The 2854-nt window shown below is 63.2% G+C and carries 6 protein-coding genes; 4 read left to right on the top strand and 2 right to left on the bottom strand.

The window, feature by feature from the left end:
* Positions 1-323 precede the first annotated feature (323 nt).
* The 4 genes from ACLP25_RS03215 to ACLP25_RS03200 all read left to right on the top strand — a co-directional run bounded on the left by ACLP25_RS03215 (position 324) and on the right by ACLP25_RS03200 (position 1885).
* Positions 324-548, top strand: a complete 225-nt coding sequence (locus ACLP25_RS03215; protein ID WP_442467791.1) for a DUF433 domain-containing protein — start codon at positions 324-326, stop codon at positions 546-548.
* Positions 548-904, top strand: coding sequence for a DUF5615 family PIN-like protein (locus ACLP25_RS03210; protein WP_442467790.1), 357 nt, complete (start codon positions 548-550; stop codon positions 902-904). Before ACLP25_RS03215 ends, ACLP25_RS03210 begins: the two co-directional genes overlap by 1 nt.
* A 271-nt stretch (positions 905-1175) precedes the next feature.
* A complete protein-coding gene (locus tag ACLP25_RS03205) occupies positions 1176-1460 on the top strand; it encodes a hypothetical protein (RefSeq protein WP_442467789.1) in 285 nt (94 codons plus the stop codon).
* Positions 1457-1885 carry a type II toxin-antitoxin system VapC family toxin gene (locus tag ACLP25_RS03200; RefSeq protein WP_442467788.1) on the top strand — a complete coding sequence of 143 codons (429 nt, stop codon included), beginning with the start codon at positions 1457-1459 and terminating at the stop codon, positions 1883-1885. The genes ACLP25_RS03205 and ACLP25_RS03200 overlap by 4 nt, the downstream gene beginning before the upstream one ends.
* A gap of 118 nt (positions 1886-2003) precedes the next feature.
* Here the strand turns inward: ACLP25_RS03200 and ACLP25_RS03195 are convergent, their stop codons facing one another.
* Both ACLP25_RS03195 and ACLP25_RS03190 read right to left on the bottom strand, forming a co-directional pair.
* A complete protein-coding gene (locus ACLP25_RS03195; RefSeq protein WP_442467787.1) occupies positions 2004-2333 on the bottom strand; it encodes a type II toxin-antitoxin system PemK/MazF family toxin in 330 nt (109 codons plus the stop codon).
* Positions 2330-2548: an antitoxin MazE-like protein gene (locus ACLP25_RS03190; protein ID WP_442467786.1), complete on the bottom strand. Its 219-nt coding sequence runs from the start codon at positions 2546-2548 to the stop codon at positions 2330-2332. Before ACLP25_RS03190 ends, ACLP25_RS03195 begins: the two co-directional genes overlap by 4 nt.
* Positions 2549-2854: the final 306 nt, after the last annotated feature.

Here is a 2854-nt window from a genome sequence, read left to right as displayed (position 1 = left end):
GCCAACTCCTCGTTGACATAGGGCTTGACGTCGGCGGCCTGGGCGGAGGCCACGAAAAGGAACGCGATGAACGCAGCGCGCAAGGCCCGGAACATGGTCACCCCCCGGTGGCAATCGGTCGCTTCATGGCCGAGAAACGCGGTTTGAGCCGGTCTCTGCGGCGATGCGGCCGCGACTGTATATCATGTCCGGGGCTGCCGCCCCTAAGCTGGCGGCGTGACGGCCCCCCGCGCCCAGGACGATTCCCTCGATCTTTGCGGCGACACGATTCCTAAGCTAATATGAGACGTTGTCCGCGAAGCCGACCGAAAGCCGTTTTGCTCATGGAACACGCGCGTATCGCCGCCGATCCCGCCGTGATGATGGGCAAGCCCTGCATCAGAGGGACACGCATCACTGTTGAGCTGATCCTCCGCAAGCTGGGCGCGGGGCGGTCGTTCGCGGACATCCTCGACGCATACCCGCAACTCACGGAACCGGACTTGCGCGCAGCGCTGGCCTTCGCCGCGGATTACCTGCAACACGAGACCGTGCTTGCTGCCGAGTGATGCGCTTTCTGGCCGATGAAAATGTTTCGCGGCTGGTTGTCGATCGGCTTCGGATCGCGGGCTTCGACGTCGCCTCGGTTGGGATGACGATTTCGGGAGCTTCGGATGAAGTCGTGCTCGCAGCGGCGACGCGGGAGGGGCGGATACTCGTCACTGAGGACCGAGACTTTGGCGAGTTGGTGATTCGACAACGGATCGACGTGCTCGGGGTCGTCCTGCTGGAGCTCGACCGCCTGTCCAATGCTGCGGAGGCGGACGCGGTCGCCGCGGTGATCGCTGCAAATCTGGACCGGCTGCCTGGCGCGCTGATGGTGATCGAGCCCGGAAGAGTCCGTATTCGACCTCTACAGCGATAGGCTGAAGCCAATGCCTGACCTTGGCAGCAAACGACACGGTGCGCTGGCGACGTCCATCTCGCCGATGACAAGGGGGAGCGTAAATACCCGTCCATCTTCGAGCGCGACAAGCCTCGCGTCGTCCGCGCGAACACGTTCGACGCAGAGCGCCGACGAGGGCAGCGACCGACGATGATGAGCGCTATGTGTACGCTGTGGCCCTCTTGCCGCTATCGGCCGCTTGCACAGGATCGATATTTCCGGTAAGATTTCCGGAAACAAGGGGGTGAGGATGACGGCCAAAGCAAGATCTTCTGTCGCAATTCACCGCGCCCGCAAGGAGCGGCAGGGCTTCGCGCGGGTCGAGGTCAACGTCCGTAAGGAGGATGCGAGCCTGGTCCGCCGTGTCGCCTCTGCCTTGTCCGACCCTTCGCGCGAGGCCGAGACGCGCAAGCTTCTTCGACAAAACTTTGTCGAACCGCCCAGGGCAAGCCTGAAGGCGCTGCTGGCGTCCGCGCCGCTCGACGGGATCGACTTCGACCGCAATCGAGATCTCGGCCGGAATGTCGACCTGTGACCTACCTGATCGATACCAACATCATTTTGGAAGTCCGGAAAGGCGCACGCTGCAATGCACGCGTGTCCGCATGGTACGCATCGATCACCGACGAGGATCTCTTTCTGAGCACGCTTGTGCTTGGCGAGATCCGAAAGGGCATCGAACTCGCGCGTCGCCGGGATGCAGGCCAGGCCGCGGCGCTCGAACGCTGGTTGCGGAAGGTCGAGACTGCATTCGGCGAACGCGTGCTCGGCATCGACAACGCCATCTCCGATCAATGGGGACGCATAAGCGCCATCAGACCGGTACCGGTCATTGACGGCCTGCTCGTTGCGACCGCGTTAACCAATGGCCTGACGCTGGTGACCCGTAATGATCGCGATGTCGCCGACCTGGGCGCAACAGTGCTTAATCCGTTTAAGGACGGCGTAGATCACGATTGATCGCCGCGCCGGCCGCTTTAGGAGGACGCAGCGCGTCGTCGCGCAAATTCCGCAAGTTTGGCGGGCCGCGGCCGACGAGGATGAGCACGATGTCTACGCTATAGCCCTACGATGGCGCTCAGTCCGCGAGCCCCATGACGAACGCCAAGGCGATATTGAGGCGTCCGACCTCCTCGCCGTTGAGGCGACCGACGAGCTGTCCAACCCGTTCGCGCCGAACGGTGACCGGCTTGTCGGCCATGACCTGAGACTGGACGCGCAAGCCATTCTCCTCGTTTGGATCAATAGTGACTCGGAAGTCCTGAGCATCGACGATTTCCGATGTCATCTGGCATATTACGACCGATGCATGTGCTTCAGGAAACGCATCGGTCTGGACAATGACCGCCGGTCGCGGCTTCCCATAATCGCCCGCCGCCGCGACGATGACAACGTCGCCACGCTTCATCGTTCGCTAGGGCTGGGCGCGTCGAATTCGGAAACGGCTTCAATCCAGCTCAATGCCTCGTCTTCGTGGCCCCGGTCGAGACGAACCACCTGAGCCGCAACCCGCTTTCGAACAGACCCGAGCCGCGGGTCAGGCACGACGAGACGCAACTCGCGCAGCCCTTGCCCGCGCCGCCGCTCGCGCATCATTCTCATTCGTTCGGCCGGCGCCGTCACCCGGATCTCCTCGATAGGCCGCCATGCCGCGACTGTAACGCGTTACAGATTCGAAAGCAATGAGGCGTGCCGCCGCCGGCAGCCAGGGGTCCGCAGGATAATACAGCGAATGACAGGATAGAGGTGGTGGATCACGCGGGATTCGAACGGCGCCGCGGCCGAGCCTTCAGTTCGGGGTCGCTCCCGCCGAGACGAGCGAGCCGCTTGGCGCCTTCGCTTTCAATGCGCGACTTGGTCGCCGGATGCGGCGTTGCTTTCGCCTCGGCGACGGTCCGAGCGTCAGCGGGGGGCCCTTCCCCGTCCCCG

The organism is Roseiarcus sp. (assembly GCF_052145395.1).
Taxonomy (GTDB): domain Bacteria; phylum Pseudomonadota; class Alphaproteobacteria; order Rhizobiales; family Beijerinckiaceae; genus Roseiarcus.
Note: the sequence above shows the minus strand (reverse complement) of the source record. Positions and strands in the feature narration are given on the sequence as shown.

Bases quoted from the DNA above. Each gene is read 5' to 3' on its own strand.
- ACLP25_RS03205 (WP_442467789.1), top strand. From the start codon at position 1,176: ATGACGGCCAAAGCAAGATCTTCTGTCGCAATTCACCGCGCCCGCAAG.
- ACLP25_RS03210 (WP_442467790.1), top strand. From the start codon at position 548: ATGCGCTTTCTGGCCGATGAAAATGTTTCGCGGCTGGTTGTCGATCGG.
- ACLP25_RS03215 (WP_442467791.1), top strand. From the start codon at position 324: ATGGAACACGCGCGTATCGCCGCCGATCCCGCCGTGATGATGGGCAAG.
- ACLP25_RS03195 (WP_442467787.1), bottom strand. From the start codon at position 2,333: ATGAAGCGTGGCGACGTTGTCATCGTCGCGGCGGCGGGCGATTATGGG.